This is a genomic window from Aeromonas sp. 600886 (assembly GCF_049174935.1).
Taxonomy (GTDB): Bacteria; Pseudomonadota; Gammaproteobacteria; order Enterobacterales; family Aeromonadaceae; genus Aeromonas; species Aeromonas veronii_A.
Genome location: NZ_JAAKUB010000004.1, coordinates 42,014 through 63,667 on the forward strand (window position 1 = coordinate 42,014; position 21,654 = coordinate 63,667).

Genomic DNA, 21,654 nt, shown 5'->3' on the forward strand with positions numbered 1-21,654 from the left:
CATCATCAATACCGTTCGGTAAAATTGGCTGGGGTACTAGGATTCGAACCTAGGAATGGCGAGATCAAAACCCGCTGCCTTACCGCTTGGCGATACCCCAATCATTTGAACTGTTGCAATGTGGAGAAGAGAGGTGATATGTTCTCGCCCTTGGCGACAAACCCATCAAGTCCCTTCGGCACGCAGGCCAACACTTCCCGAGCAGTCACTTCGTCTTCAAATTGAGCAAAGACGCAGGCTCCTGTGCCCGTCATTCTTGACGGCGCGTATTCTAGCAACCAGCCGAGCGCATTGGCAACCTCGGGGTGGCGCTTTTTCACCAGTGATTCGCAATCGTTTTTCCACTCGCCTTCCAGCAGGTTGTCCAGCGACATTTTCGGCGTGGCTCTCGGCAGCTCCGGATCCTGGAATACGGCTGCGGTCGCTACATGGCAATCGGGTTTGAGTACCAGATACCAGGCATCGGGTAGTTCGACCGGTTGCAGCCGCTCGCCCACCCCTTCGGCAAAGGCCGCCTTGCCACGGACAAACACCGGCACATCGGCCCCCAGCTGGACGCCGAGCGCAGCCAGTTCATCTTCACTCAAACCCGCCTGCCAGAGGTGGTTAAGCGCTACCAGCGTGGTCGCTGCATCGGATGAACCGCCGCCAATACCGCCTCCCATGGGAAGCACTTTTTCCAGCCGGATATGGGCACCTTGCGGGCTCGACAGGGTTGCCTGCAGCAGGCGCGCCGCCCGGATAATCAGATTCTGCTCATCCGGCACACCGGGAATGGCCGGGCTCAGGGTGAGAGTGTCGCTATTCGGTATCACCTCGAACTCGAGCCAGTCGCTGTGGTTGAGGAAGATAAACAGGGTCTGCAGCTCGTGATAGCCATCGGGACGACGGCCATTGACGTGTAGAAACAGGTTGAGTTTGGCCGGTGCCGGCCAGCGTGTGGAAGCCATTAACGTGCAAGAGTCCATTGGTTGATCTGAAGCTTGAGGCGGCTGTTCTGGCCGGTCATGGTCAGCTGGTGCGGCAGGCGGTAGCCATCCTGATCCCGATAATCGCCATAGACGATCTGCCACTGGCCGTCGCGCACGCTGGCCAGACTGCTGTCGGGGTTGAGTTCAAACTCCGCCTGACCCGGCAGCCCCTTGATCCACTCTGGCAATCCAGCAACCGGAATATTCCAGCCGGTCAGTTGATAGATGAGTGCTTCGGCATCCTGGCTCTGGTGGCGATTGCCGTCGCTGTCGAGCAGGGTGATCTCCCCCTTGCTGCGGGAGAGCTCCAGAATGCTGGTGCCAATCAGGCTGGTGAGGTTGAGGCGATAATCCTCCCCATCCTGCTGCCAGTTGAGACGGGCGCTGCCCTTTTGCTGGGGAGTGATGATGGCCATCTTGCCGGATAGCTGCCAGTGGGTCAGCTGCTCGAGACGGGTCCGCTCCTGGTTCCAGTTCACCTGGTCACGCTGGGGCTGGGTGGTGGCACAACCGGCCAGCAACAGCAGGCAGGTGAGGGTAAAAATACGTAGCAGCAAGAGACGGCTCCAGAGAGAGGAATTTGCCACAGTATACGGGGCGGCCGTATTGCTTTTAAAGACTTACCCTTTCTCGTACAATTGGCAGCCTTTGCACCCAGCGTATGAAATGATCGTCGCCCACTCATGAGTTTGCTTGCCCTCGGAATCAACCACAACACCGCCAGTGTCGCCTTGCGGGAACGGGTCGCCTTTGGCCCGGACTGCATCGATCGCGCCTTGCGTGAGCTGGTGAGCCAACCCGGTGTCAGCGAGGCGGTGATCGTCTCCACCTGCAACCGGACCGAACTCTATTGCAATCTGGAAGAGGAGCGGCAGGAGCAAGTGCTGCGCTGGCTGCAGCAGTTCCACGGGCTGGACGCGGCCGAACTGGTCACTGCCATCTATCAGCATCACGATGAAGAGGCGGTGCGCCACCTGATGCGGGTGGCGTGCGGGCTCGACTCGCTGGTGCTGGGGGAGCCGCAGATCCTGGGGCAGATCAAGCAATCCTACGCTCATGCCCAGCAGGCGGAGTCGGTGAAGGGGGCGCTGGAGCGGCTGTTCCAGAAATCCTTCTCGGTGGCGAAAAGAGTGCGCACCGATACCGAGATTGGCGCGAGTGCCGTGTCGGTGGCGTTTGCCGCCGTCAGCCTGGGTCGGCGGATCTTCTCCGATCTCTCCCAGACCAAGGTACTGCTGGTCGGGGCGGGGGAGACCATTGAACTGGTTGCCCGTCATCTGCGCGAGCAGAACGTCACCAAGATGATGGTGGCTAACCGCACCCTGCAGCGTGCCCAGACCCTGGCGGCCGAATTCGGTGCCCAGGTGATGACGCTCGAAGAGATCCCCGACTATCTGCACGAGGCGGATATTGTCATCAGCTCGACGGCCAGTCCTTTACCCATCATCGGCAAGGGGATGGTGGAGCGCGCGCTGAAGGCCCGCCGCTTCAAACCCATGTTTCTGGTGGATATTGCCGTGCCGCGCGACATCGAAGCCGAAGTCGATGAGCTCTCCGATGCCTATCTCTACACGGTGGATGATTTGCAGGGGATCATCGAGCAGAACCTCGAAACCCGTAAACGGGCTGCCGCACAGGCGGAAGTGATCGTGCAGGAAGAGCGCGACGAGTTTATGGGCTGGTATCGCGGCCAGAGCTCGGTCGACCTCATTCGCGATTATCGCCATCAGTCCCAGCAAGTGGCTGATGAAGAGTTGCAACGGGCCCTGCTGGCATTGGCGCAGGGCGAGAGTGCCGAACAGGCGCTCAAGGCGATGGCCCATCGCCTCACCAACAAGTTGATCCACGCGCCGACCCAGGCGTTGCGCCAGGCTGCCTCCCAGGGGGATCAGAGCGAGCTCTCCCGCTTGCGGCAGGCGCTGGGGTTGTCACAAGAGCCATAATTTTCGGGCAACCTGCCGGTTGTTCCGTCCTCCATTGAGAATGCAAGAGTTATGAATCCGTCACTGATCAGAAAGCTGGAAGGCCTCATCGAGCGCCACGAAGAAGTACAGGCCATGCTCGGCGAGCCAGACGTGGTCTCGGATCAGGATCGCTACCGCGCCCTGACACGCGAATATGCCCAGCTGGAAGATATCGTTCACGCCTTCCAGCGTTACCGTCAGGCGCAGGATGATCTTGAGACCACCCAGATGATGCTGGAGGAGGATGATGCCGACCTGCGCGAGATGGCGCAGGAGGAGCTGCCGCAGGCCAAGGCCAATCTGGAGGCGCTGGAGCAGGAGCTGCAACTGATGTTGCTGCCCAAGGATCCCAAGGATGACAACAATTGCTATCTGGAGATCCGCGCCGGTGCCGGTGGCGACGAAGCGGCCATCTTTGCCGGTGACCTGTTCCGCATGTATTCACGGTTTGCCGAGCGTCAGGGCTGGCGCGTCTCCATCGTCAGCTGCAATGACGGTGAATACGGTGGCTACAAGGAGGTGATCGCCAAGATCGACGGCGAGCGCGTCTATGGCCGTCTCAAGTTTGAATCCGGTGGTCACCGGGTACAGCGGGTGCCGGAGACCGAATCTCAGGGTCGGGTGCACACCTCCGCCTGTACCGTCGCCGTGCTGCCGGAAGTGCCGGAAGCCGAGCAGATCGAGATCAACCCTTCCGATCTGAAGATCGACACCTTCCGCGCCTCCGGTGCTGGTGGTCAGCACGTCAACAAGACCGACTCGGCCATTCGTATCACCCACCTGCCGACCGGGCTGGTGGTGGAGTGTCAGGACGAGCGCTCCCAGCACAAGAACCGCGCCAAGGCGATGTCGGTGCTCTCCGCCCGCCTGCAAGCGGCCGAGGATGAGCGCCATCGCGCCGCCGAGCAGAGCACCCGCCGCAATCTGGTGGGCTCCGGTGATCGTTCCGAGCGCATTCGCACCTACAACTATCCGCAGGGCCGCCTCTCCGAGCATCGCATCAACCTGACTCTCTATCGCCTCTCCGAAATTTTGGAAGGGGATCTGGACTGCGTCATCACGCCGCTGGTGCAGGAGTATCAGGCCGATCAGCTCGCCTCGCTGGCCGAGAACAACTGATGCAAATGGTGATCCGGCAAGCTCGCATTAAGTGTTGTGCCCATAAGGTGGAGTGGCACTGATGCAGATCCAGCAGGCCCGCGCCCATATCATGACTGTGTTGGCTGAGGGGGAGTCCCCCCGCGCCGATGCCGATGTACTGCTCTGTCATCTGCTCGGGTGTCGTCGCAGCTATCTGATTACCTGGCCCGAGCGTGAGCTGGATGCCGCCCAGCAGGCCACCCTGCAGACGTGGCTGGCTCGTCGTCTCAATGGCGAACCCATCGCCCATCTCGTTGGCGAGCGGGAGTTCTGGTCGCTGCCCCTCAAGGTGAGCCCGGCGACCCTGATCCCGCGCCCCGATACCGAGGTGCTGGTCGAGCAGGCGCTGACCAGAATCCCGCAAGGGCCGTGCGCCGTGCTGGATCTGGGCACCGGCACCGGCGCCATCGCGCTGGCGCTCAAGTCCGAGCGGCCCGAGATCGATGTGTTGGCGGTGGATCGGATGGCCGATGCCGCGGCGCTGGCCCGCGAGAACAGCGCCGCACTGGGGTTACCCATCGAGGTGCGCAACGGTAGCTGGTTCGAGCCCCTTGACGAGCCGGATCGCGACGAAACGCCACGTTTTGCGGTGATTGTCTCCAATCCCCCCTATATTGATGGCGCCGATCCCCATCTCGAGCAGGGTGACGTGCGCTTTGAACCCCGCTCGGCGCTGGTTGCCGATGACGCCGGGCTGGCCGATATCCGCCACATCGTGGCCCACGCCCCCGCTTATCTGCTGACCGATGGCTGGTTGCTGCTGGAGCATGGCTGGGATCAGGGGGAGGCGGTGCGTCAGTTGCTGCGTGATGGCGGCTACCGTGAGGTAGCCACGGTGCGCGATTACGGGGATAACGACAGGGTGACGCTGGGCCTCTGCCCGCTGCGCTGACGGTTCCTCACTGTTACACGGCGGGTTGCCTGTGCGCCCCCATGCAAGGATTGAATATGGTTTTTGTGCTCAAACACCTGCACCTCACCCTGATTGCCGGGGCCGTGCTGATGTTTATGCTCCGCTTCTACTGGGTACAGACCGCCACTGGCCGAGCCTATAGCGCGCCGGTGATGAAGGTCAGCGGCTGGCTCAACGGTCTGGTGGTGCTTTCCGGCGTATTGCTCTGCATGGTGCTGGATCTCAACCCGCTCAATAACGGAACGCCCTGGCTCAGCGAGAAGCTGATGGCCATTCTGGTGCTGGTATTTCTGGCTGCGATGGCGCTGCGGCTTGCCAAAAGCAATCTGGTGCGCTGGTGCTCCTTTCTGGGGGCGCTCGGCTGGATCTACTTTATTGCCAAGTTGGCAGTGCTCAAACAGACGAGTGTGTTCGGCTAAGGCATGAAGAGAATGTTACACATAGACGAATGGACCGATTTCGAAGCCCACGACATCACCGAGCTGGCGTTGTCAGTCAGTGACGAAATTTATGGCTCGGTCGAGGAGGGGATCCGCGAGTTGAACCTGCTGGACGAGTGGCTGGACGAGCAGATTGAAGAGGGCACTTGCGACGAGGTGCGCCAACAGTTGCTGCAGGGCTTCTACCACAGCCTCGGTTTTCATGGCGACTGGCAGGACTATTTTTCTGCCAACAACTGTGACCTCAATCAGGTGCTGGTGCAGCGCAAGGGGATCCCGGTCAGTCTCGGCATTCTCATTATCCAGCTGGGGCGCAAGCTCGGGCTCGATGTAGAGGGGATCTGCTTCCCCGGCCACTTCCTGGTGAGCTTTGCCGGTGGCGAGGGGGAGGTCTATGTCGACCCCTTTACCGGCGACGAGCTGAGTCTGGCCCGCATCGAGCTGCTGCTGCGCGGTGCGTTGGGGGACTTGGCAACCCTGACCCCCGACTACCTGCAGCCCTCCGGCCAGTGGGAGATCATCGAACGGCTGCTCAACGTCAGCAAGGGTGCCCTGCTGCGGGAAGATCGCATGCCCGAGGCGCTGCGTTGCAGCGAGCTGTTGTTGCGGATGAAGCCCGGCGATCCGCTGGAGACGCGGGATCGCGGCTTTATCTACGAGCAGCTCGATTGCCCGCGCCAGGCCGCCGACGATTTTGAATATTTTATTGAACAATGCCCGGACGATCCGGTGGCCGATGTGCTGAAAGTGCAGCTGGCCGCGCTGGACCTGAGCCCCAAGCCCCTCCATTAAGGGCGGCTTGAGACTAAACAGAAGAATATCAAGGCCGCAGCGCTCGGCTGCAACGGAGTAACTTGGCTTCAGGCCCCTTCATTAAGGAAGTCTTAGATGGAACAGAAGAATATCAAGATCAACCAGATCGACGTTGCCAACGACAAACCGTTCGTGCTGTTTGGCGGCATGAACGTGCTGGAATCCCGCGACATGGCGATGGCGGTGTGCGAGAAGTACGTGGAAGTGACCAGCAAGCTGGGCATCCCGTTTGTCTTCAAGGCGAGCTGGGACAAGGCCAACCGCTCCTCCATCCACTCCTACCGCGGTCCGGGTCTGGAAGAGGGGATGAAGATTTTCCAGGAGCTGAAAGCGACCTTCGGCATGCCGGTCATCTCCGATCTGCACGAACCCCATCAGGCCAAGCCGGTCGCCGAGGTGGTTGACGTTATCCAGCTGCCCGCTTTCCTGGCACGCCAGACCGATCTGGTGGAAGCCATGGCCCGCACCGGCAACGTCATCAACATCAAGAAGCCGCAGTTCCTGAGCCCAAGCCAGATGAAGAACATCACCGACAAGTTCGAGGAGTGCGGCAACGACCAGCTGATCCTGTGCGAGCGCGGTGCCAACTTCGGCTACGACAACCTGGTGGTGGACATGCTGGGTCTGGGCGTGATGAAGAAGAGCACCGGTGGCTATCCGGTGATCTTTGACGTGACCCACTCCCTGCAGTGCCGTGATCCGCTGGGTGCCGCCTCCGGTGGCCGTCGCGAACAGGTGACCGAGCTGGCACGTGCCGGCATGGCGGTCGGTCTGGCCGGTCTCTTTATCGAGTCCCACCCGGATCCGAAAATTGCTCGCTGCGATGGCCCGAGTGCCCTGCCGCTGGAGAAGCTGGAAGGCTTCCTCAAACAGATGAAGGCCATTGATGACCTGATCAAGGGTTTCGAACCTCTCGATACCTCGGCCTGATCCCGACGCTGTCATGCCTGATGAAAATGCCCCGCAATGCGGGGCATTTTTTGATAAGGATGCGGTGACAAGCACGCATAAAAAAACGGCCAGTCGGCCGTTTTTTGTGCTGATACCGCAAGTATCAGCTCTTCACTGCAGGGCGCTGATTACAGGCTCTGGGTGAAAGTACGGGTAACCACGTCACGCTGCTGTTCCGGGGTCAGGGCGTTGAAACGCACTGCGTAGCCAGATACACGGATGGTCAGCTGCGGGTACTTCTCCGGGTTTTCGATAGCATCTTCCAGAGTTTCGCGACGCAGCACGTTGACGTTCAGGTGCTGGCCACCTTCAACAGCAGGCTCAGCCTGAACCGGCAGTTCGCGGTATTCGAACTGACCCAGGTCAGCCAGTTGCACTTCTTGATCAGCAGCGAAAGCATCGCCTTTGACGCAGATGCAGCGAGCTTGTTGCTTCTCTTCGTCCAGCAGCCAGAAAGAGTTCAGCAGAGCGGTGTTGGCGGCCTGGGTGATTTGAATGCCTTTGATCATGGTATGACTCCTCAATGGGAACGCGAATCCAACTGTAAGGAAATTACCCTGATGTATTTAAGCTACCGTTAATTGCGGTGGCTTAAAGGGCCCTTGCCTTACACCTTTGCTTTGATGGGGTCATATATACCATGTTGGTAATATTACTAAAATTGATCTAGATCAATAAAAATCAATAAAGCGCCATTTAAATGGGATTAAATTCTTGAGTTGAATCAAAAATGGGTCATTTTTCTGATTTTGTAAGATATCAAAATTATGCATCTTTTATCTTTTTAATCTAGTAATTTAACTACATCTTTTTCGGCTTTTCTGTGGTGGATTGAGGAGTTGGCTACACTCAGCAGAAAGCAAGGAGAGTGTCGGGTGAATATCAGGTGGCGAATGTGGGGATGGTTGGCCCTGTTCTGTTGCTGGGCAATCACAGCTGTGGTCCGGGCCGAAACAGTACGCATAGCGGTGGGCGAATGGCCGCCTTATATCAGTGAGTCGCTGCCCAATCAGGGGTTTCTCTGTGAGGTGGTACGTGAGGCCTTTGCCGAGCAGGGGGTCGATGTCAGCTTTCATTTCTACCCCTGGTCTGAGGCATACAGCCTGACTCTTGAAGGACGTTATATGATTACCATGCCCTGGTTTCGCTCTCGCGAGCGCGAGCAGCACTTCTATCTCTCTGCATCGCTGGGCAAATTTACGACCCGTCTGCTTGCACTTAATGGTTCGCCATTGGTCAGTTTGGGTGAGCTGAAAAACGAGCCTGTCGGGGTTACCCGTGGCTATTTTTATGGTGAAGGGTTTGCAGCAAGGCAATCCGAGTTGTCTCTTGAGTGGTCCGACTCCGATGAGGAGAGCATGGAGAAACTGCTCACCGGACGCATTCGTTATCTGGTCATGGATGAACAGGTGGCACAGGTTCTGTTTCAGCAGGTTCTCTTTCGTCATCCCCAAGCGGCAGCATTGAGTGGTGCCCCCGATCCCATCTGGTCCCAGCCGGGCTATCTGCTGATGCGCAAGGCCGATCCCGATGCCCGCCGCTTGATGTTGCTGTTTAACGCCGGTCTGCACAAACTGGAGCGCTCCGGCCGGCTCGCCAGGCTCTGGAAAGTGTGAGTCACGGTTGCGTCTTGCGGGCTGCCCCCCTATCCTGACTCCTTCGCCGTATCAAGTGAGGAGGCCGGGGTGCTGACCTGGAGTGATGTGATTGGCTCTGAAAAAGAGCAGGACTATTTCAAGTGTACGCTGGCGACCGTCAGGGCAGAGCGGGAAGCGGGCAAGGTGATCTACCCCCCCGCGGCCGATGTGTTCAATGCTTTCAAACTGACCGAACTGGATCAGGTCAAGGTGGTGATCCTGGGGCAGGATCCCTACCATGGCCCGAATCAGGCACATGGTCTCTGCTTCTCCGTCCTGCCCGGGGTGCGTACTCCCCCCTCACTGGTCAACATCTATAAGGAGATGCAGCGGGATCTGCCTGGTTTCGTCACACCCAATCACGGTTTTCTGGAGTCCTGGGCCAGACAGGGGGTTCTGCTGCTCAACACAGTGCTGACAGTGCAGGCCGGTCAGGCACACTCTCATGCCCATCTGGGGTGGGAAACCTTCACCGATCGGGTCATCGAGCAGATCAATGCCAGTTGTAACGGGGTGGTATTTCTGTTGTGGGGCTCCCATGCCCAGAAGAAAGGGCGTTTTATCGACCGGCAGCGCCACCACGTGTTGACGGCACCCCATCCCAGCCCCCTTTCTGCCCACCGTGGTTTTATCGGCTGCGGCCACTTTTCCGAGACCAACCGCCTGCTGGAATTGCAGGGTAAAAGCCCGATCGAATGGCAATCTGTCTGCCAACCACTTGATTGAGTGCAAAGTTCGGGCGACAAATGACCGTATACTCAGGAAAGTAACATTTTATTTCAGCGCCAAGGAGTGCCCATGTTATCGAGTCTGCACAAGGATCACCTCAATATCGCCCGACTGCTGGATCTGCTGAAGCAGAAGCTGGCCGCCATTCGTGCCGAGCAACCTATCAGCTATTTTCTGGTGCGCGATGTCATCGATTATCTGCGGGAGGTTTCTGACAAGTATCACCACCCCAAGGAAGATCTTGTCTATGACTACTACCTGAAATACCGGGTGGTGGAGGGGGATGTCGCGAACCGCTTGCATGAGGAGCATCTCAAGTTGCTGGAGGCGGGGACCGAGCTCAAGGAGATGGTGGAGATGATCCTGATGGATGCGGTGATCCCGCTCGATCAGTTCACCGCCAAGCTGGAGCGCTTCGTGGAGCTGCAAGAGGCACACATGAACTACGAAGAAGGGGTGATCTTCCCCCATCTGCGTGACTCCCTGACCGAGGATGACTGGCGTCATCTGGAGCAAAACTGGCAGAACCGAGCTATCGGTGATCCTCTGTTTGGTGCCGAGATCAGCCAGCACTTCCAGGCGCTTGCCAAGCGCCTCTCCCTGCCTTTTGCTGCCAGCTGACGCACGCGGCTTTCGGTCATCAGTCATCTGACTGTGCAGGTGTTACCCGGCCAATGTGCCGGGTTACTTATTGTTACTCACGCCACATGATTTTGTTGTGCCATTTGTCGGGCACAGTGAGCTGCCAGCGGGCCAGCTCGCTCTTGCTGAAGACATATTCGCCGCGCAGGGCCGCTCGCGGGGAGATAGTACGGGGCAGGGTGCCCGCCAGTATGGTGTTGATAAGGGACGCTGCCTGCAACCCCTGATCGTGGCCGTCCAGTACCAGCCCGCCGATGGCCATCCCCTTGCCGACGGCAAACTCCCAGAAACAGAAGAGAGGAACCGGTGTGTTGGCGCTGGTCCACTCCAGCACCGTCTGTTCGCTCACATGCTTGCCATTATCGTCGACCAGCGTGTGGTAGAGGCCGAGGAAGATTGCCTGATAGCCATTCTTCTTGGCGTTGAGCACCGCCTCCTGCCAGAGGCTGTAATCCCCCATCAGCTGGCTGTTGACCCGGGTCTGGCCGACTCGCAATTCGGTCTGGGTCTTGAATTCATCCTCGATAGCGGTGAGGGCCACATTGCTGGAATCAAACAGTACCAGCGCCTTGTCAAGCCCTCCCATCATCTGGCTTATTTCGCTGATGTTGCGCTTGAGCAGGGGGCGTTCCAGCACCCCGGTGATCTTGGGGTGGCCGACAAAGCCCTTGAGGCGGGGGTTTTCGTTCATGCCGAGAAAAACAACGGGAGTACCCAGCGAGGCGATCTCGTTGGCCAGATAGTTGATGGCATTGTCATCCCCCAGCACCACCAGATCCGGTTTGCTCTTGAGATAAAAAGCGATAGCCCGTTGAGCGATGTCGTCGAACGCCTCCCGTGGATGGCGTTTGGTATCCATATAGAAGTGAGAGATCTTGTGCTCCCCCTGCAACCCTTTGCGCAAACCTTCGTTGTAGCTCTGGTCCCAAAGGTATTCGGGATGGTAGCTGCTGATCACCAGAATGTTTGCGGCCCAGAGCGGCAGGGAGAGGGTGGAGAGCAGTAGCAACAGCAGGGAGGTGCGCATGGGAAGGCCCCTGTCGAGTGATAGTGTATGCATGCTCAGTATGGGCAGTGTTTGCCGTTACTGTCATCTCGAAACCGGTATGGCAGGGCGCGATTTTTTTTTCGGTTGAGCGGATCGGACGCCAGCCCGCACTCTGCTTGGGGTCGGGTTTTATTGAGTCTTTTTTTGGTTGGTCGTGAACTGTCCCGCTCGCTGAAAAACCTGTTCTGGATCAAGAAATGAGGCTGCGCTTTGGTGCCTAATAGACACCACATATAGGGACGCATTCGTTTTTAATCCCTATATGTTGTGTTATTAAGCTGTGTATAAGCTGTTCCCCTCCTATCTTCAGCCCAGGCTTGTCAAGCCTCGGCTGAATTTATTTGCGTCCAGGACGAGATGCCGGGAGGGGGGCCCAACAAGGGTGAGCCAGAGGCAAATGCCTGGCCTTTTAACGGGGAAAATCCATGAAACCGGTTGTGATCAAACGTGACGGATGTCGCGCACCATTCAATGCCCAGCTGATTCGCGATGCGGTCAGCCGAGCGGCGGAAGCGGTCAATCAGGCCAATCCGGCACTCGCCTCCCGCATTGCCAATGCAGTGAGTCAGGAGCTGGAAGGGCGTGGTGAAGTTGATATCCACGAGATCCAGAACCGGGTCGAAAACCACCTGATGGCTTCCGACGACAAGGCCATCGCCCGTGCCTATATCGAATATCGCCACGACAGGGATCAGGCTCGCGAGGCGCGCGGCCGTCTGGCGCAGGAGATCCGTGGTCTGGTCGAGCAGACCAACGCCGCCCTGCTCAACGAAAACGCCAACAAAGACTCCAAGGTGATCCCGACCCAGCGCGACCTGCTGGCCGGTATTGTCGCCAAGCACTATGCCACCAGCCACATGCTGCCCCGTGATGTGGTTCAGGCCCACGAGAGCGGTGATCTGCACTTCCACGATCTCGATTACTCACCTTTCTTCCCGATGTTCAACTGCATGTTGATCGATCTGAAAGGGATGCTGACCCACGGCTTCAAGATGGGCAATGCGGAGATCGATACCCCGAAATCCATCAGCACCGCCACGGCCGTGACCGCCCAGATCATCGCCCAGGTGGCGAGCCACATCTATGGTGGCACCACCATCAACCGCATCGATGAAGTGCTGGCCCCCTATGTGACCATCAGCTGGCAGAAGCACCGTGAAGTGGCCGAAGAGTGGGGCATTGCCGATGTGGAAGCCTATGCCATGGCCCGCACCGAGAAAGAGTGCTACGACGCCTTCCAGTCGCTGGAGTACGAGGTCAACACCCTGCACACCGCCAACGGTCAGACGCCGTTCGTCACCTTCGGCTTTGGCTTGGGGGACAGCTGGGAGTCGCGGATGATCCAGCGCGCCATCCTCAGCAACCGCATCGCTGGCCTTGGCAAGAACAAGAAGACCGCCGTGTTCCCGAAACTGGTGTTCGCCATCAAGGATGGCCTCAACCATAAGCAGGGCGATCCCAACTACGACATCAAGCAGCTGGCGCTGGAGTGTGCCTCCAAGCGGATGTATCCGGACATCCTCAACTACGACCAGGTGGTCAAGGTGACCGGCTCCTTCAAGACCCCCATGGGTTGCCGCTCCTTCCTCGGTGCCTACGAGGAGAATGGCGAGCTGATCCACGAAGGTCGCAACAACCTGGGGGTCGTGAGCCTCAACCTGCCGCGCATTGCCCTGAAATCCCGTGACGAAGCGGACTTCTGGGATCGTCTCGATGCCTCCCTGCGGGTCGCCAAGAAGGCGCTGATGTACCGCATCACCCGTCTGGACGGGGTGAAAGCACGGGTTGCTCCGATCCTCTATATGGAAGGGGCTTGCGGCGTGCGGCTGAAGGCGGACGACAACGTCAGCGAGATCTTCAAGAACGGTCGCGCCTCCATTTCCCTCGGTTATATCGGGGTACACGAGACCATCAACGCCCTGTTTGGTGACAAGGTGCACCTGTTTGACAGCGCCGAGCTGCAACAGAAGGCCATCGCCATCATCGCCCGTCTCAGGGCGGCCATCGATGATTGGAAAGAGGAGACTGGCTACGGCTTCAGCCTCTACTCCACCCCGAGCGAGAACCTCTGCACCCGTTTCTGCCGCATCGATGCCAAGGAGTTTGGCGTGGTATCCGGTGTGACCGACAAGGGTTACTACACCAACAGCTTCCACCTCGATGTGGAAAAGCAGGTCAACCCGTACGACAAGCTGGACTTCGAGGCGCCCTATCCGCCCATCGCCAGCGGCGGCTTCATCTGCTACGGCGAGTACCCCAATATCCAGCACAATCTGGAAGCGCTCGAAAACGTCTGGGATTACAGCTATGACAAGGTGCCCTACTACGGTACCAACACCCCCATCGACGAGTGCTACGACTGCGGCTTCACCGGCGAGTTCGAGTGCACCTCCAAGGGCTTTACCTGCCCGCGCTGCGGTAACCACGACCCGGCCAAGGTGTCGGTGACCCGCCGTGTCTGCGGCTACCTCGGCAGCCCGGATGCGCGCCCCTTCAATGCGGGCAAGCAGGAAGAGGTGAAGCGCCGCGTCAAACATATGTAAGCGCACAGGCGATGAAGAGCTGGCCCCTGACTCAAGGTGCCATTTTCATTGGAGGGCGGCAGTTATGCCGCTGTCCCGTGAACGAGGCAGGAAACAAGCGATGCACTACCACCAATACTATCCGGTCGATGTGATCAACGGCCCCGGCACCCGTGCCACCCTGTTTGTCTCGGGCTGCGAGCACCAGTGCCCGGGTTGCTACAACCAGAGCACCTGGCGGCTCGATGGCGGCAAGCCGTTCGATGAGGCGATGAGCGATCGCGTCATTAGCGACCTCAACGACAGCCGGATCAAACGGCGAGGTCTGTCGCTCTCCGGCGGCGATCCGCTCCACCCGGCCAACGTGCCCCACGTGCTGGCACTGGTGAAACGGGTACGCGCCGAGTGTCCGGGCAAGGATATCTGGTGCTGGACCGGTTATCTGCTCGGCGAACTGTCAGAGGCCCAGCGCGAGCTGGTGGCCTTGCTGGATGTGCTGGTGGATGGCAAGTATGAAAAGGAGTTGGCAGACCCCGGCCTGCTCTGGCGTGGCAGCAGCAATCAGCAGATCCACGACCTCAACGCCTGGCGTGATGCGGGTGAGCTAATTCCCTGTCTGGTTTGCAGTTGAAGCCCGGGATGTTTATGGTTAGCCCATTCCAATCCTGACGACATTCATGAAGAGTAGAGCCGAGATGAACAATCTGCTCAAGATCCTGTTGGCCATTTTCCTGCCCCCGGTGTGCGCGTTTATCCAAGTGGGCTTTAGCCTGCACTTTTTAATCAACATCGTGCTGACCCTGATGGGCGGTCTGCCGGGCATGGTCCATGCGCTCTGGCTGGTGGTGAGCGACAAGCGCGGCTGATGCCAGCGGATGGTTAGTGAGCTTATTGACGATAAAAGGGCCAACCTCTCGGGGTTGGCCCTTTTGTTCATGTTCATACGAATACTTTTTCGTTAGGATGGGTGACTGACCAAAAGGGCGCGTGTTGAGCGGCCTGCAGTCCGGCAATAAGTACCGGCAGAGAACAAGGAGCGTTACATGAAGTGGAAAGTCGCAGTATGGTCAGGTCTGGCAGTGACACTGTTGCTGGGGTGCTCATCCCGTCAGGAGGTAGCGCACGAGCGCGCTCCGATCGCTATCTCTCTCGAGCAGTTGTCCAGCTACTGGGTTCAGGAGAAGCAGTGGTCATGGCTTGGTAATGACGAGCCAGCCCTGCCAGCCAAACCGGTCAAGGGGTATGTGGAAGTTCGCTATCAAATCGACGCCAGCGGCACGCCGGTCAAGCCGGAAGTGGTAGCGGCCGAGCCCCCCGGCGAGCTGGAGCAGAGTGCGCTGGCGACCCTCTCGCGGATCCGCTACAGCCCGGCAGAGGGCAACCCGGATGCCATTCCGGTCGAGGTGACCAACCGCTTCGAAATCGAGATCAATTGATCCCCCACCACTCTGATGCCAGAGAAAGAGAGACCCCGGCCAGGCCGGGGTCACGTTTATTGCTGTTTGCAGTCGTTGTAGGCGGTCTGCCACTCGCCATCCTGATCCCGCAGCTCGACAAAGCCCTCATCCCCCTTGTTCCACCAGACGGCCTCATGTTCGTCTGTATAGCGGGCACCGGAGGCCGAGACGGCTTGGGGCAGGGTGTAATCCTTGCCGTCCGGCAGTGACAGCTTGATAAAGTTGAGGCTCTCGTCTGAGAGGGAGAAGTAGCGCACCTGCACCTTCTTGCCCTGCTCGCACTGGTAACTGACCGGTTCGCCACCAGTGACTGAGAGGGTATTGCCCTGATTGCAGCCAGCGAGCAGGCCGAGGGCCAGCGCACCAGCGGCCATCATATGTGCTTTATTCATGATTACAGCTCCATTGGTGTCATACGGGCGTGAGCCTAACAGGTTGCCGTTATTGTGCAATCAGCGGGGCCATTCGGTGCGTCGCTGGCTGTCCGGCATACCGCGCGAGTATGAGGGGGATGCCGCTATCAGCAAGGTAGTGTCAATCAGTGCAGGCCAAGTCTGGTTTCAAACTGGCGGATCAGCGTCTCATAGGTGCCGTTGTTCTTGATCTTCTGCAATCCCTGCTCGAACTGCTTGGCCAGCGCTTCCCCTTGCGGTGTGTTGCGGGAGAAAGCGAGCCAGAAGCCATCGGTGGAGATCTTGCCAACCTTGACCACCTTGCCGGTCAGCTGCTTCTGCTGGATCTTGAGGTAGCCCGGCATACCGTTCATCAGGATGTAGTCGACCCGGCCACGTACCAGCATCTCGAGGATCTGGGCATCGGATTTGGCCTGAAAGCGGGTGATCCTGGGGTTCTCCATAAAATCGGTGGGGTAGGTGTAGCCGAGGGTGATGCCCACCCGCTTGCCCTCCAGCGAGGTAAGCTTGAGATCCCGTTGCGGGTCGCTGGCAAGAGCGAAGATGGCGAGATCCTCCTCGAACATGGGGGTATCGTGCCAATGGTACTGGTAGCGGTTCTCTTCGGTGATGGTAGCGTTGAAGCACCCCGCAAGTTTGCCGCTTTTTGCATCGTGCATGCAGCGGGCGAAGGGGAGGGTGCGAAAGACAATCTCGATCCCTTCGGCGGCGAACACCGCCTTGACCAACTCAGGCGCCAGTCCGCGGGGCTGGCCATCCTCATTGTCCTTGCCGCGCTCGCAGTAGGGAGCCCAGTCATCTTCGGCGCCAATGACAAGCGGAGCCGCCCCGAGCGGGCTGGTGGCCAGCAGCACCAGACACACCAGCCATTTTTTAAACAACGAAACCATAGGTGCACCTCATCGACAGCAGCCTTACAAGCATAGCCATACTTCTGTGCTGACTTGTGGTGACGGGAGGATGACAAGGGTGCAAAAAAACGCCCCGGCAGGTGACGGGGCGAAAGAGAGCTCATCCATGGGCTGACAACAGTGTTTACAACAGGAGATCAATAACCGAAGCGGGTCGCCTCGAAGCGGTTGAGCAACCGGTGGACGAGGTAGCAGGCCAGCAGGGTGACCACGATGGCAAACAGGATGCTGCTCACCCGGTAGAGGGCGCTGAACACCAGATCGTTGCCCGGGGTGAGGTACTGGCCAAACAGGATGCCGAGGGTGGTGAGGGCGCCAAAGCCGACCCCGGAGCCGCCTGCCTCCTTGACGTGGGCATGGCTGAACAGCATGGCGCCGAGCCACAGCAGTGGAGCGACCAGCAGCAGTTGCCCTGACCAGTCATAGAGCAGCAGTTGGCCGAGCAGGCCGAAGGTGACCCCCAGCAAGGTACCCATCGCCCGTTTACGGGCATAACTCAGCGCACCGTTCCAGTGCATGGGGAACAGCACCAGCAGGGTTGTGGCCTGGGCAGACATGGAGTCGCGCAGGTCAAACACCTGAAATACCAGAAACGACAGGGTGGCCACAGTGGCACCCAGCAGGGCTTCATGGCGCATCCGGTGCGGTGCCTTGGGGGCCGAGGCGGGCTTGGGTCTGGCCTCCACATCCGGGATCAGCATGGTCATCAGGTAGGCGATCAGCACCGACAGCAGGCTCGCCCAGATATTGTTGAGGATCAGGTCGTTGAGGTCGGTCTGCGGATAGCTGGCAAAGTGCAGCATGATGCTGAGGCTCAGCACCCCGTTGGCCCCGAACAGAAACAGGCTGCCCCGCGACATGGCGGCGAAACGGTAGAGAAACAGCAGAAAGGCGATGGGAGTCATCAGTGCCGGATGGCTGCCAAACAGCCCCCCCAGCAGCCCGACCTCCACCCCACAGACCATCGCCGCCGCGATCAGCTGGCGTGCGGCATGGCCATTCATTACAGGCACCATCCCCAGCAGCAGCACCGGCGTGACCGTATAGAAGACCCCGTAATTCCAGCCAAACAGTTTGCAGAGCAGAAAGCCCGTGGTGCAGCCAAAAGCGATGCGCAGGCACTGGCGCAGCTCGTTGCCAGTGAGGGGCCGATACCAGAGGTGAGTGGCAGCACCACCGACGAGGTGGGCTGGGGCAGTATTGGCCGACGGGTGAGTGGCGTGGTTAGTAGACATAATGGAGCAGGCTGAGCAGGTGGATCTGGCCCCGTGCCAGCATGGCGGTCAGGGCATTGTCCGGCAGCAGTTGCACCGTGGCCCGCGCCCCGGCTGGCAGATGGTCGGGGAGCTGGTCCAGCTCGAGGTGCAGCCGCATCCGCTGGGCATCCCGCACCCAGCGATCCGACTCCACCGGTGCGGCCAGTCGACCATTGGCATCAAACTGACCGGCACTCACCCCGGCATCCAGACTGCTCACCCGGGCAGGATAGAGCTGACCCGGCTCGCCATCGAAGGCGACCAGTGCGCGGGTTTGCGCGCCGACATGGCGCAGGCTTTTCTCCCGAAAATCGGCAATGACGTCCACCTGTTCCGACACCAGCGCCAGCAGCGGGCTGCCCGCGCTGGCAATACTGCCCGGCTTGAGCTGCAGGTTGGTGATGGTGCCATCCTGATCCGCGTGGACCTGGCTGTAAGAGAGGGCCAGCTGCGCTTGCGCCAGCTGGTTGCGGGCCTGGCGCAGCAACAGATTGTCCTCACCGGTCACACCACGACTGGCCTTGAGCTGGGCCAGTTTGGCCTGACTGGCGCGCAGGTTGGCCTGAGCGCTGCGCAGGGCGCTGTCAGCCTCATCTTTTTGTTGCAGCGAAACCATATGACGTTGGTACAGCGCATCGATCCGCTCAGCCTCGCGCCACTTCTGGCTGGCCAGGGTCTCCTTGGCGTTGATCTCGGCAACGGCGGCTGTCAGCGCAGCATCCAGTTCACTGTTCTGCTGCTCTGCCTGTGCCAGCGCAAGGCGGGCTTGCTCCACTGCCAGTTCAAAAGGGGCCGGATCCAGCCTGAACAGCAGATCTCCTTTCTTGACCTGCTGGTTGTTGTGAACGGCGACCTCGATCACCTTGCCGCTCACCTGGGGGGCCAGCTTGGTGACCACCCGGGTCGCCATTGCCTGAGGGGTGAGGGGCATCAGCAGGTCGGCTATCAGAAAATAGGCAAACAGGGTGGTAAAGCCAGCCATGGACCATTTGATCCAGCGGGTAAATTGTTGATCCGGGGTCATCTTATTCTCTCTCTGTGCTGGCATCGGGAGGGCTTGTATCGCCTCCTGCCTGTCGGTCGTGGTGCTGTTCAATCTTGCTGAGGGCGTTGGCCGAGATCCGCTGCACCGTGGCTTCAAACAGCTGTAGGGTCTGCTCGTCGATGCCCCCCAGCAGCTCCCGGCGAATATTCATGATGCGGTCGGCGATCTGATCGAGCAGGGTCTGGCCGGCTGGGGTCACGCAGACTATGCGGGCCCGCTTGTCCTGACTGCAGCAGTGGCGCTCAATCAGTCCCTGCTCTTCCAGCTGGCCCAGGGTGCGCATCAGGGAGGGCAGTTCTATTTCGAGGGCTTCGGCCAGGGTCTTCTGGCTGACATGGCTCCCCATGCGGGAGAGCTTCCACAGCGCGGTCCAGCGGGGATGGGTGAGGCCAAGGGGGGCCAGCTCCAGATCGGCGGCAGTGCGCCATAGCCGGTGCATCCGCGCTATCTGCTCGGCGAGCGACAGCTCGCGCAACCTTTCCAGATCCGTCATCTTCTCATCCTCAATGTACTTAGCCTGCTAAGCATCATACTTGTTTAGCAGGCTAAGTAAATAGTGTGATAGTGATCATGTTTCTGGTCGGATCTTTTGTTGGTGCGAGCGGGTGTCGTTCGAGATCCTGACATTGTTTTTGGGGCTGTTCCACTCGAGGCACTCTTGCCGATTCGGATATTGCACCGTGAATGGAAGATATCCGGTGGTTATTTTCATGAAATTTTCAGCTTCAGCGAGCAGCTCTTTTTTTATCCGCTAATATTGATGGGGTTATAAAACAAGGGGGAAACGGGTTGTGGATGGATATGACAGTGGATGTGTGTATCTGGCAATTGAAAGGCTGTTGAGTGATGGAGAATATGGTGCAGAGTCACACCATGGCGTGAATCGGGAAGGCACTATCAGAAGTACCGATATCAGTCATGATTTTGACCCCGCCAATATTCCATTGCTGTTGGCAGAATAGACCTGACCGTGTGTGATCCTTGTGAGTTCAAGCCAGTGCTCTGGTATTCGCTGGCTTGACTCATCACTATTTCAATCTCCCCTTTTTGCATCTTTCTCCTCACCATTTTTCATCGTGCGTGCTTCCTGCACGCTGACTTAAACCCTGATGTGGCACGCCGTGGCACTCGCGTTATGGCGATGACATTGCCCGCTGATTATCACTCACAGGATCTGTGGCGATAAATGGTCGCAGAGCTTGTTATCTGGCTCTGTTATTTCCCCGAAGGGGGGGAGATCATCGCATCGTTATTACTGCTGATCACCCAAATATCCGCCATTGGGCTCGCTCGTTTGATCGCCCTATTTCCTGACTTGGTCGGGTATCGGATGTCTGGTGTTCTATTGTGCTGCGCTCGTTGGTGGCACCATGATGTTTAAGTTTTTAATGTTTTTATATGGCTTTGCGGTCTGGCTAACCGACAGGGGAGAGGGGGATCAATAAAGTAGTGGCCACAATCACACGCAGAGTACATAACAATGAAAAACCTCTCACCCCTACAAACCACACAAGAAAAGGCCGCCTTTATGGGCGGCCAACAAATTGCCGGTATGCCGCTCTTTATATTTCTCGGGTTGGCAACCTGTGTTCTCTTTTCCGGCTGGAACGGCTCGTTGCCGCTCGGCATGGTCGGTGCGCTGGCACTGATGTTTGTGCTGGGTACCCTGCTGACCGAGCTGGGTGAGCGGATCATGCCGATCCGTGAATATCTGGGGGGCGGCACCATCCTCGCCATCTTCGGCGGCGCCGCCCTGTTCGAATATCAGCTGCTGCCGGTGCAGGCAGGGCAGGTCATCACCAACTTCATGAAGGAGGGGGGCTTTCTCAACTTCTTTATCGCCAGTCTGGTGACTGGCTCCGTGTTTGGCATGAGCGGCGCTTTGCTGAAAAATGCCGCCATGCGCTATCTGCCGGTCATTCTTGGCGGCGTCGCACTGGCACTGCTGAGCGTTGGTCTGGTCGGCTCCCTGATGGGGTATGGCTTCAAGAATGCGGTGCTGCTGATCGGCCTGCCCATCATGGGCGGCGGTATGGGGGCTGGCGCGGTGCCTTTGGTGGAGATCCTCTCCGGCCCGATGCAGATGTCCAGTGCGGATCTCTTGTCACGCATGGTACCGGCGGTGGTGATCGCCAATACCCTGGCCATTCTGGTGGGCTCCCTGCTGGCGCGCCTTGGTCGCCGTTACCCCTCCCTGACTGGCAACGGCAAGCTGATGGTTAAAGATGGTAGCCAGAGCATTGCCGATGAGCAGGCCGAAGCGCCGACCCTGCAGAGTCTGGGCATGGGCCTTTTCATCAGCTCCAGCATGTTTGTGCTGGGCTCCCTGCTTGGCAACTTTATTCCCATGCATCCCTTTGCCCTGATGATTTTGGCGGTCGCCTTTATCAAGGTGAGCGGCCTGCTGCCGCGCCGTTATGAGCAGGCGGCGGCCGACTGGTATCAGTTTGTGGTGAGCAACCTGACCCCCTCCCTGCTGGTGGGGATCGGCGTCGCCTATACCAGTATTCCGGAGCTGATCAGTGCCTTCTCCGTCAGCTACTTCGTGCTGGTCATGGTCACCGTGATCGGTGGCGCCCTCGGTGCGGCGCTGGTCGGCAAGCTGATCGGCTTCTATCCCATCGAGGCGGCCATCACCGGCGGACTCTGCATGGCCAACATGGGGGGGACCGGCGATGTGGCGGTGCTCTCGGCGGCCCAGCGCATGAAGCTGATGCCCTTTGCCCAGATCTCCTCTCGCCTTGGCGGCGCCGTGATGCTGATCCTGGCCACCGCTCTGATCTCCCTGCTCGCCTGATACCG

At 58.8% G+C, this 21,654-nt stretch carries 22 protein-coding genes, 1 tRNA gene and 1 pseudogene; 14 read left to right on the plus strand and 10 right to left on the minus strand.

Annotated features, from left to right (window positions below; translation table 11 throughout):
• Positions 1–25: 25 nt before the first annotated feature.
• From G5179_RS04490 to lolB, 3 genes and pseudogenes are all read right to left on the minus strand, one after another.
• Positions 26–100: transfer RNA gene (locus G5179_RS04490), tRNA-Gln, on the minus strand.
• A pseudogene (gene ispE / locus G5179_RS04495) lies at positions 80–950 on the minus strand (4-(cytidine 5'-diphospho)-2-C-methyl-D-erythritol kinase). The gene G5179_RS04490 and the pseudogene ispE overlap by 21 nt, the downstream one beginning before the upstream one ends.
• The gene (lolB, locus tag G5179_RS04500; RefSeq protein WP_005353907.1) at positions 950–1,528 is read right to left on the minus strand and encodes a lipoprotein insertase outer membrane protein LolB; all 579 of its coding nucleotides are present in this window, start codon (positions 1,526–1,528) and stop codon (positions 950–952) included. The pseudogene ispE and the gene lolB overlap by 1 nt, the downstream one beginning before the upstream one ends.
• 126 nt (positions 1,529–1,654) lie before the next feature.
• Between lolB and hemA the strand changes: the two genes are divergently transcribed.
• The 6 genes from hemA to kdsA all read left to right on the plus strand — a co-directional run bounded on the left by hemA (position 1,655) and on the right by kdsA (position 7,171).
• Positions 1,655–2,914, plus strand: coding sequence for a glutamyl-tRNA reductase (gene hemA / locus G5179_RS04505; protein ID WP_005362209.1), 1,260 nt, complete (start codon positions 1,655–1,657; stop codon positions 2,912–2,914).
• A 51-nt stretch (positions 2,915–2,965) separates the two neighbouring features.
• The gene (gene prfA, locus G5179_RS04510; RefSeq protein WP_252656212.1) at positions 2,966–4,054 is read left to right on the plus strand and encodes a peptide chain release factor 1; all 1,089 of its coding nucleotides are present in this window, start codon (positions 2,966–2,968) and stop codon (positions 4,052–4,054) included.
• 61 nt (positions 4,055–4,115) lie between these two features.
• A complete protein-coding gene (prmC, locus tag G5179_RS04515; protein ID WP_421257961.1) occupies positions 4,116–4,967 on the plus strand; it encodes a peptide chain release factor N(5)-glutamine methyltransferase in 852 nt (283 codons plus the stop codon).
• Between the two features lie 56 nt (positions 4,968–5,023).
• A complete protein-coding gene (locus G5179_RS04520) occupies positions 5,024–5,407 on the plus strand; it encodes a SirB2 family protein (RefSeq protein WP_005334939.1) in 384 nt (127 codons plus the stop codon).
• 12 nt (positions 5,408–5,419) lie between these two features.
• Positions 5,420–6,220, plus strand: a complete 801-nt coding sequence (locus G5179_RS04525; RefSeq protein ID WP_005362204.1) for a SirB1 family protein — start codon at positions 5,420–5,422, stop codon at positions 6,218–6,220.
• Positions 6,221–6,316: 96 nt separating this feature from the next.
• Positions 6,317–7,171 (plus strand): 3-deoxy-8-phosphooctulonate synthase, encoded by an 855-nt coding sequence (gene kdsA / locus G5179_RS04530; RefSeq protein WP_005334937.1) that lies wholly within the window; start codon positions 6,317–6,319, stop codon positions 7,169–7,171.
• Between the two features lie 149 nt (positions 7,172–7,320).
• Here kdsA and grcA read toward each other — a convergent pair whose 3' ends face one another.
• Positions 7,321–7,701: an autonomous glycyl radical cofactor GrcA gene (grcA, locus tag G5179_RS04535; protein ID WP_005334936.1), complete on the minus strand. Its 381-nt coding sequence runs from the start codon at positions 7,699–7,701 to the stop codon at positions 7,321–7,323.
• 459 nt (positions 7,702–8,160) lie between these two features.
• Here grcA and G5179_RS04540 point away from each other — a divergent pair, with 459 nt between their 5' ends.
• From G5179_RS04540 to G5179_RS04550, 3 genes are all read left to right on the plus strand, one after another.
• The gene (locus G5179_RS04540) at positions 8,161–8,808 is read left to right on the plus strand and encodes a substrate-binding periplasmic protein (RefSeq protein ID WP_421257962.1); all 648 of its coding nucleotides are present in this window, start codon (positions 8,161–8,163) and stop codon (positions 8,806–8,808) included.
• A gap of 69 nt (positions 8,809–8,877) precedes the next feature.
• Positions 8,878–9,555: a uracil-DNA glycosylase gene (gene ung, locus G5179_RS04545; RefSeq protein WP_421209582.1), complete on the plus strand. Its 678-nt coding sequence runs from the start codon at positions 8,878–8,880 to the stop codon at positions 9,553–9,555.
• A 72-nt stretch (positions 9,556–9,627) separates the two neighbouring features.
• Positions 9,628–10,179 carry a hemerythrin domain-containing protein gene (locus G5179_RS04550; RefSeq protein ID WP_216951846.1) on the plus strand — a complete coding sequence of 184 codons (552 nt, stop codon included), beginning with the start codon at positions 9,628–9,630 and terminating at the stop codon, positions 10,177–10,179.
• Positions 10,180–10,252: 73 nt separating this feature from the next.
• On the opposite strand, the gene G5179_RS04555 is transcribed toward G5179_RS04550, so the two are convergent.
• Positions 10,253–11,227 (minus strand): ABC transporter substrate-binding protein, encoded by a 975-nt coding sequence (locus tag G5179_RS04555; RefSeq protein WP_216951845.1) that lies wholly within the window; start codon positions 11,225–11,227, stop codon positions 10,253–10,255.
• A 446-nt stretch (positions 11,228–11,673) separates the two neighbouring features.
• Here G5179_RS04555 and nrdD point away from each other — a divergent pair, with 446 nt between their 5' ends.
• The 4 genes from nrdD (at position 11,674) to G5179_RS04575 (ending at position 15,206) form a co-directional block, all read left to right on the plus strand.
• The gene (gene nrdD, locus G5179_RS04560; RefSeq protein ID WP_247824103.1) at positions 11,674–13,791 is read left to right on the plus strand and encodes an anaerobic ribonucleoside-triphosphate reductase; all 2,118 of its coding nucleotides are present in this window, start codon (positions 11,674–11,676) and stop codon (positions 13,789–13,791) included.
• A 100-nt stretch (positions 13,792–13,891) separates the two neighbouring features.
• On the plus strand, positions 13,892–14,401 hold the full coding sequence (nrdG, locus tag G5179_RS04565) for an anaerobic ribonucleoside-triphosphate reductase-activating protein (RefSeq protein ID WP_421257963.1): 510 nt from the start codon (positions 13,892–13,894) through the stop codon (positions 14,399–14,401).
• Positions 14,402–14,465: 64 nt separating this feature from the next.
• The gene (locus G5179_RS04570) at positions 14,466–14,636 is read left to right on the plus strand and encodes a YqaE/Pmp3 family membrane protein (protein ID WP_005338440.1); all 171 of its coding nucleotides are present in this window, start codon (positions 14,466–14,468) and stop codon (positions 14,634–14,636) included.
• A gap of 177 nt (positions 14,637–14,813) precedes the next feature.
• Positions 14,814–15,206 carry a TonB family protein gene (locus tag G5179_RS04575; RefSeq protein ID WP_108542479.1) on the plus strand — a complete coding sequence of 131 codons (393 nt, stop codon included), beginning with the start codon at positions 14,814–14,816 and terminating at the stop codon, positions 15,204–15,206.
• Positions 15,207–15,262: 56 nt separating this feature from the next.
• Here the strand turns inward: G5179_RS04575 and G5179_RS04580 are convergent, their stop codons facing one another.
• From G5179_RS04580 to G5179_RS04600, 5 genes are all read right to left on the minus strand, one after another.
• Positions 15,263–15,619 carry an MliC family protein gene (locus G5179_RS04580; RefSeq protein WP_005358851.1) on the minus strand — a complete coding sequence of 119 codons (357 nt, stop codon included), beginning with the start codon at positions 15,617–15,619 and terminating at the stop codon, positions 15,263–15,265.
• Positions 15,620–15,765: 146 nt separating this feature from the next.
• Positions 15,766–16,530: a substrate-binding periplasmic protein gene (locus G5179_RS04585; protein WP_216979290.1), complete on the minus strand. Its 765-nt coding sequence runs from the start codon at positions 16,528–16,530 to the stop codon at positions 15,766–15,768.
• 158 nt (positions 16,531–16,688) lie between these two features.
• On the minus strand, positions 16,689–17,786 hold the full coding sequence (locus G5179_RS04590; protein WP_216951842.1) for a DUF2955 domain-containing protein: 1,098 nt from the start codon (positions 17,784–17,786) through the stop codon (positions 16,689–16,691).
• On the minus strand, positions 17,776–18,831 hold the full coding sequence (locus G5179_RS04595) for an HlyD family secretion protein (protein WP_421257964.1): 1,056 nt from the start codon (positions 18,829–18,831) through the stop codon (positions 17,776–17,778). Before G5179_RS04595 ends, G5179_RS04590 begins: the two co-directional genes overlap by 11 nt.
• A gap of 1 nt (position 18,832) precedes the next feature.
• The gene (locus tag G5179_RS04600) at positions 18,833–19,345 is read right to left on the minus strand and encodes a MarR family transcriptional regulator (RefSeq protein ID WP_216979287.1); all 513 of its coding nucleotides are present in this window, start codon (positions 19,343–19,345) and stop codon (positions 18,833–18,835) included.
• 987 nt (positions 19,346–20,332) lie between these two features.
• Here G5179_RS04600 and G5179_RS04605 point away from each other — a divergent pair.
• Entirely contained in the window at positions 20,333–21,649 is a 1,317-nt protein-coding gene (locus G5179_RS04605; protein ID WP_421257965.1) for a 2-hydroxycarboxylate transporter family protein, read from the plus strand.
• Positions 21,650–21,654: the final 5 nt, after the last annotated feature.

Excerpts from the sequence above, each read along its gene's own strand:
- hemA (WP_005362209.1), top strand. The coding sequence starts at position 1,655 with ATGAGTTTGCTTGCCCTCGGAATCAACCACAACACCGCCAGTGTCGCC.
- prfA (WP_252656212.1), top strand. The coding sequence starts at position 2,966 with ATGAATCCGTCACTGATCAGAAAGCTGGAAGGCCTCATCGAGCGCCAC.
- prmC (WP_421257961.1), top strand. The coding sequence starts at position 4,116 with ATGCAGATCCAGCAGGCCCGCGCCCATATCATGACTGTGTTGGCTGAG.
- G5179_RS04520 (WP_005334939.1), top strand. The coding sequence starts at position 5,024 with ATGGTTTTTGTGCTCAAACACCTGCACCTCACCCTGATTGCCGGGGCC.
- G5179_RS04525 (WP_005362204.1), top strand. The coding sequence starts at position 5,420 with ATGTTACACATAGACGAATGGACCGATTTCGAAGCCCACGACATCACC.
- kdsA (WP_005334937.1), top strand. The coding sequence starts at position 6,317 with ATGGAACAGAAGAATATCAAGATCAACCAGATCGACGTTGCCAACGAC.
- grcA (WP_005334936.1), bottom strand. The coding sequence starts at position 7,701 with ATGATCAAAGGCATTCAAATCACCCAGGCCGCCAACACCGCTCTGCTG.
- G5179_RS04550 (WP_216951846.1), top strand. The coding sequence starts at position 9,628 with ATGTTATCGAGTCTGCACAAGGATCACCTCAATATCGCCCGACTGCTG.
- G5179_RS04555 (WP_216951845.1), bottom strand. The coding sequence starts at position 11,227 with ATGCGCACCTCCCTGCTGTTGCTACTGCTCTCCACCCTCTCCCTGCCG.
- nrdD (WP_247824103.1), top strand. The coding sequence starts at position 11,674 with ATGAAACCGGTTGTGATCAAACGTGACGGATGTCGCGCACCATTCAAT.
- nrdG (WP_421257963.1), top strand. The coding sequence starts at position 13,892 with ATGCACTACCACCAATACTATCCGGTCGATGTGATCAACGGCCCCGGC.
- G5179_RS04570 (WP_005338440.1), top strand. The coding sequence starts at position 14,466 with ATGAACAATCTGCTCAAGATCCTGTTGGCCATTTTCCTGCCCCCGGTG.
- G5179_RS04575 (WP_108542479.1), top strand. The coding sequence starts at position 14,814 with ATGAAGTGGAAAGTCGCAGTATGGTCAGGTCTGGCAGTGACACTGTTG.
- G5179_RS04580 (WP_005358851.1), bottom strand. The coding sequence starts at position 15,619 with ATGAATAAAGCACATATGATGGCCGCTGGTGCGCTGGCCCTCGGCCTG.
- G5179_RS04585 (WP_216979290.1), bottom strand. The coding sequence starts at position 16,530 with ATGGTTTCGTTGTTTAAAAAATGGCTGGTGTGTCTGGTGCTGCTGGCC.
- G5179_RS04590 (WP_216951842.1), bottom strand. The coding sequence starts at position 17,786 with ATGTCTACTAACCACGCCACTCACCCGTCGGCCAATACTGCCCCAGCC.
- G5179_RS04595 (WP_421257964.1), bottom strand. The coding sequence starts at position 18,831 with ATGACCCCGGATCAACAATTTACCCGCTGGATCAAATGGTCCATGGCT.
- G5179_RS04600 (WP_216979287.1), bottom strand. The coding sequence starts at position 19,345 with ATGACGGATCTGGAAAGGTTGCGCGAGCTGTCGCTCGCCGAGCAGATA.
- G5179_RS04605 (WP_421257965.1), top strand. The coding sequence starts at position 20,333 with ATGAAAAACCTCTCACCCCTACAAACCACACAAGAAAAGGCCGCCTTT.